We start from the raw sequence: 5,640 nt of genomic DNA, 5'->3' as shown, positions 1-5,640 counted from the left end.
GAAAATACCATTATCGAATTTAGTACCGATGTAAAGGTGGAAGGCAAGAACCTCGCTGCAGGAAAGTATGGATTTTTTATTGCCGTGGGCAAAGAGGAATCCATATTGATATTTTCAAAAACCAGCACTTCATGGGGAAGTTTTTTTTATGATGATAAAGAAGATGCACTAAGGGTTACAGTGAAGCAGAAAACAAGTGACCAGTCTATTGAATGGTTAAGGTATGAATTTATGAACCAATCTGGCAGCGGTGCTACTATCGCTTTGTTGTGGGAAAAATGGATATTTCCATTTACAGTTGAAACAGACCTTAATAAAAACCAGGCAGATCTTTTTAGAAATGAATTAAAAAGTAACAAAGGTTTTGACTGGAAGACCTGGGCGCAGGCAGCCGAGTGGAGTGCTGATAATAATACCAATCTTGAGGAAGGATTGCAGTGGGTCGAATATGCCATTAGCGGACAGTATATTGGTGAAAAGAATTTCAGGACACTATCTGATAAAGCAAGAATATTAAACATGATGGGTAAAACTGTGGAAGCGGATGCATTTGCGAAAGAGGCCAATACTTATGGCAATATGAACGATATTCATGGCTATGCCCGTCAGCTGATGAAAGCAAAAAAAAGCAAAGAAGCCGCCGCATTATTCAAAGCAAATTATAAAAAATACCCCAACCAGTTTACCACCAATATTGGGATGGTATGGGCTTTAAGCAGCGAACAAAATGATAAGGAAGCATTAAAATATGCCAATGCAGCATTTGCCCAGGCATCGGATGCTGCTAATAAAACGGAGGTAGAAGGCATTATTGTACAGCTTAAAGCGGGTAAGGACGTTAATTAATTAATAATTGATAATTAATAATTAATAATTTTTTCGGGTTCTGGATTTCGGGAAATAAGAAGATCATTAAAACACATCATAACATAAATGTAAAATCCCAGTTGTAAAACTGGGATTTTTAATGAAGTTCTTATAACCGATATTTTCTATTTTCTATTTCATATTTCATAACTCATATTTCATAACTCATATTTCATAACTCATATTTCATAACTCATAATTCATATTTCATATTAAAATTCTAAAGTATCACCCTTAGCAACAATGCAAACCCTACATCTTTTTTAGGATTATCTTGTATCGTTACAATGTGCAAGCCTGCCGGCGTCCATACTTTAAAAATATCTCCTTTTTTATGAGCAGCAATCGCTTCATCTAATTGAGGTAACATGGCACCCCTTACAAACCAGCCGAGGTCGCCACCTTTGGAAGATGAGCCCCTGTCTGCACTGTAAGTACTGGCCATTGCTGCAAAAGTACTTTTACCGGATTTAATTTTATTGATGATGGTAACGGATAAAGAATCAGCAAAATTCTTTTTAAATAATGAGGTATCTAATAAAATATGGCTTACATGATAATAGGTGTTGGGTACTTTACCCAATACCTTAATGAGGTAGTTAGCGCCTTTCCATGGCCCGTATACTTTGCCGATCTTTCCCTTGTAAGCAAGACTGTCAGCCAATCCTGTAAAAGAGGTACTGCTCATTACTGATATCGTATCTATTTTGTATTTTTTCTTTAAACGGTATTTTACGTATCCAATTGGGTCGTGCGTGGTATCCAGCACTTTTTTCATTTCAGCAACCGTTTGGCCAAAAACGCCTACGCACACGTTAATTAATAGAGCAGCAATAATAAATTTTTTCACAGAGATATTTTATGATTTTAATTTTTTAATAACCGACTTTACCTGTTTTTTAAATTCATCCAGCTTACCGGTTTGCTGCTGGATAAAAGAATTGTCTTCTAAACTTCCCACCACTTTATTCATTTCTTCCCTGGTGTCGTATACCATTTTTCTAAATGGATTACTGTAATCTTTTGCCCGTGATTCATAAATTTCTTTGCACATCCAGCTTTTTGTTTCCACTGCTTTCTGTAACAAATCGATAAAAAAGTCAGCCGTAAACTGCCGCGGTGTAATGGATAGTATTTCCAGCAAAGAAGTATAGGCGTGGTATAATTTATCTTTCAGATAGTTTTCGCCCTGGTTTATGTAATACGCATGCACTTCTTCCCAGCTTTTTATTTTACCGCTTTTGATATTTCTTTTTAATGCCTCCACTTCGCCCTGCTGCATTAACTGCCCGCCAATATTAAGCCATTGGCTGCGCTGTATTTTTGCCGACAGTGTTTTTTTTAATGCGTCGAAGCTGCTGAATTTATTATTAACGAAATGATGCAGCAGTTGCATCGTTCCATAATAGCGTATCAGTTCAGCAAACAAAGTAACAGCTTGCGGCACTTTAATTATTTCTGTTGCCCTGGAGGTGTTTTCAAATCCGCTGGTTTCAGCAATGCCTTCTTCATTTGGTTCAAGGGTGTTTAATAACTTCAGTGCATCAAACAATTCATTGATGGTATCCGGCGCTAAATAATCATATTCCAGCTGCTGAATTTTATCGGTTCGCCTGTCACGATCGGCATATTTCCAGGCGTTGCGTTCCAATGCATACATGTTGTACATAAACCAATAGCCAGGCATTATTACAAGTGTATCCCTGGCAACATCATTGCTCACCAAACTAAAAGGAATCGGTATATTCAGCTCGGCCGGAAAATCGCCTTTTGCCAGAATAATAAAGGATGCGAATTTTGAATTGTGTTTAAGACTAACACACAAACCCGGCCAAAACCCACGCCCTGCAATGATTTCGCCATCGGGGCTGCGGCTGTTGTGGTTACTGCCGATGGTTGCGCCGGCGGCCATATTGCTTTGCCCCATCAGCAACGAAGCGCATAAAAAAGAGTTATTATGGTGCTGCTCATGTGCCGGAAATATAAGGGAGTTTAAAACCTCGCAACAGCTAATGGTAGAGTTGTTACCCAGATAGGAGTTCAATAATCTTGCCCCATATTTTAATTGCGAGTGACTTGCCATTACAAAACGTACTGCCTTTACACCGTAAAATATCCTGCATCCATATCCTACAATTCCATTTACCATTTCGCAACCTTCTCCTATTTGCGAAGTACGCTCTGCATCACTGTTGATGGTAAGGTTTTTTAACTTATTTGCACCTTTCAGATAAGCATCTGTACCAATCAAAACATCTTTTAAAATCCGGCAGTTTTTTATAACAGTTCTGTCGCCAATTTTTCCATAGTATCCCCTGCGGCTATCAAATTTTTGAAGTGTAAATTCTTTAAACTTATCTAGTAAAATCTCATCGGTTCTGTACTTGCTCCACAGGTAGGCATCACCTGGCAACATTCCATCAAAAGGCAATACTTTTCTTCCCCCGTTTTCATTACACAATTCCATCCAAACCCTCGTATCTTCTTCTTCTCCTTCTGTAATAATACCATTTCCAAATTTAGCTTTTTCGGTAGCTGCAATTTCATTTACGTTGGCAATCATTACTTCGTTGCCAATAATATAGTGACTTAAATAATTCACATTGTCAATGCAGATATTATCGCCAAAATCACAACTGATAATGGTACTGTTATACAACCCTACGGGCATGCGCAGGTTATGAAATTCAAGGTATAAAGGCTGCAGGTTTCCTATCCGTACCAAGCCATAAAACTTACAGTTTTTTACCAGCTCTGCATTAAAAAAAGAAGAAACAAAAATAAGATCCCAGTTATCAGAAGTGTTGCGGTTGTGTACCAGCACTTCAATTTCCTGCGAGGTTAATTTCCGGTAAACAGTATTGCCGGTATTTTGACTATTGCGCAGATAATATTCATCCTTTCCCTCCGGAATGTATTTTTCTTCTACAAAATTATAACCCAGTTTATTTACCGGATGTTTCTTAATTATGTTCATAAATTAATTCACAATTAATAATTGATAATTTTTTCAATTGCACGTACGCTGAACTTTCTTTTGGCTTTTGATCATTTCAAAATATTACTACGAACCGTTGGAACAATCGCAGTATCAATTATCCATTAAAAAGTTATCTGTTGTTATTCTACGGTTACGCTTTTTGCCAGATTTCTTGGTTTATCAACATCTACACCTTTGGCAATACCCACGTAATACGATAACAACTGAAGTGGGATAACACTAAGCATCGGTGCCATAATTTCATCAGCCAGCGGTACAAAAAATACCTCATCTGCCAGGCCTGGAATAACATCATCACCTTCAGAAATGATGGCGATTACTTTTCCCCTTCTTGCTTTTATTTCCTGTATGTTGCTCACAATTTTTTCGTGGTAACTATCTTTGGTGGCTACAAAAACTACCGGTAAAGTTTCTGTTACCAGGGCAATCGGACCGTGTTTCATTTCTGCAGCCGGATAGCCTTCTGCATGTATATAACTTATTTCTTTCAGCTTTAAAGCGCCTTCCAGGGCAATCGGAAAATTGTATCCACGGCCTAAAAATAAAGCATCTGCAGCACCTTTATATTTTTCAGCAATAGCTTTTATAGCATCTGCACTTTTTAAAATGGCTTCTACTTTTTCGGGGATGGCATCCAGTTCAAATAACAATTTGCTGTACCGTTCATTTGAAATGGTTCCTTTTTCTTTCGCAATTTTTAATGCCATCATGGTGAGTACCGCCAACTGGCCGGTAAAAGCTTTTGTACTGGCTACACCAATTTCCGGCCCGGCGTGTGTATAGGCGCCACCATGGCTTAACCTGGCAATGGAAGAACCCACCGCATTCACAATACCAAAAATAATTGCACCCTGTTCTTTGGCTTTTTCAATAGCCACAAGGGTATCGGCTGTTTCGCCGCTTTGCGATATGGCAATAATAATATCCCCCTTATTTACAATAGGATTACGGTAACGGAATTCAGATGCATATTCCACCTCAACCGGTATGCGGCACAATTCTTCAATAACATATTCTGCTACCAGACCCGCATGCCAGCTTGTACCGCAGGCAACAATAATAATGCGTTGCGCTGTTTTAAATGCTTCAATATTATTTTCTACACCACTCATGGTAATGGTACCGGCGCTGGCGTCTAAACGTCCCCGCAAGCAGTCATGAATGGTGCTGGGTTGTTCAAAAATTTCCTTCAGCATAAAATGATCGTACCCGCCCATTTCTATAGCGGCCAGGTCCATATCAAGCTTGGTAACAAAAGGTGTAATTTTTTCATTTCCTAAATTTTTAAGAATCAGTTCATCGGGTTTTACAATCGCCAGTTCATAATCATTTACATACACTACCTCTTTGGTATATTCCAGCATGGGCGAGGCATCGCTGCCTAAAAAATGTTCGCCCTTACCCACACCAATTACCAGTGGACTACCTTTTCTGGCGGCTATAATGGTACCTGGGTCATCTTCGTTTATCAGTAAAATGCAATAGGCGCCGGTTACTCTTTTCAACGCAATGCGGATGGCTTCCTCCAAACCGCAATTGTTATTTTCTTTAATGTCTTCAATAAAATTCAACAGTACTTCTGTATCGGTATCACTGGTAAAGTGGTATCCTTTATTAACAAGGTCTTTTTTCAGTTGCACATAGTTTTCAATAATACCATTGTGTATCATGGCTAACTTACCGCTTTTAGAGGTATGCGGATGGGCGTTCCTATCGTTCGGTTCACCGTGGGTGGCCCACCGTGTATGCCCGATCCCCGTATGCGAATGCAG

4 protein-coding genes are annotated in these 5,640 nt (G+C 39.0%); 1 reads left to right on the top strand and 3 read right to left on the bottom strand.

Annotation, left to right across the window (positions count from 1 at the left end; translation table 11 throughout):
* On the top strand, positions 1 to 846 hold an 846-nt coding region (locus tag H7254_RS18390; protein WP_301934360.1), incomplete at its 5' end, for a DUF2911 domain-containing protein.
* Positions 847 to 1,087: 241 nt separating this feature from the next.
* Here H7254_RS18390 and H7254_RS18385 read toward each other — a convergent pair.
* The 3 genes from H7254_RS18385 to glmS all read right to left on the bottom strand — a co-directional run.
* A complete protein-coding gene (locus tag H7254_RS18385; RefSeq protein WP_301920780.1) occupies positions 1,088 to 1,717 on the bottom strand; it encodes a peptidylprolyl isomerase in 630 nt (209 codons plus the stop codon).
* Between the two features lie 9 nt (positions 1,718 to 1,726).
* On the bottom strand, positions 1,727 to 3,844 hold the full coding sequence (locus H7254_RS18380; RefSeq protein ID WP_301934359.1) for a DUF4954 family protein: 2,118 nt from the start codon (positions 3,842 to 3,844) through the stop codon (positions 1,727 to 1,729).
* A 143-nt stretch (positions 3,845 to 3,987) separates the two neighbouring features.
* Positions 3,988 to 5,640, bottom strand: a 1,653-nt coding sequence (glmS, locus tag H7254_RS18375) for a glutamine--fructose-6-phosphate transaminase (isomerizing) (RefSeq protein ID WP_301934358.1), incomplete at its 5' end; no start/stop codon positions are given.

This window comes from Ferruginibacter sp., assembly GCF_014377975.1.
In the GTDB taxonomy this organism is placed as follows: Bacteria; Bacteroidota; Bacteroidia; order Chitinophagales; family Chitinophagaceae; genus Ferruginibacter.
This window is presented reverse-complemented; position numbering and strand designations above follow the sequence as displayed.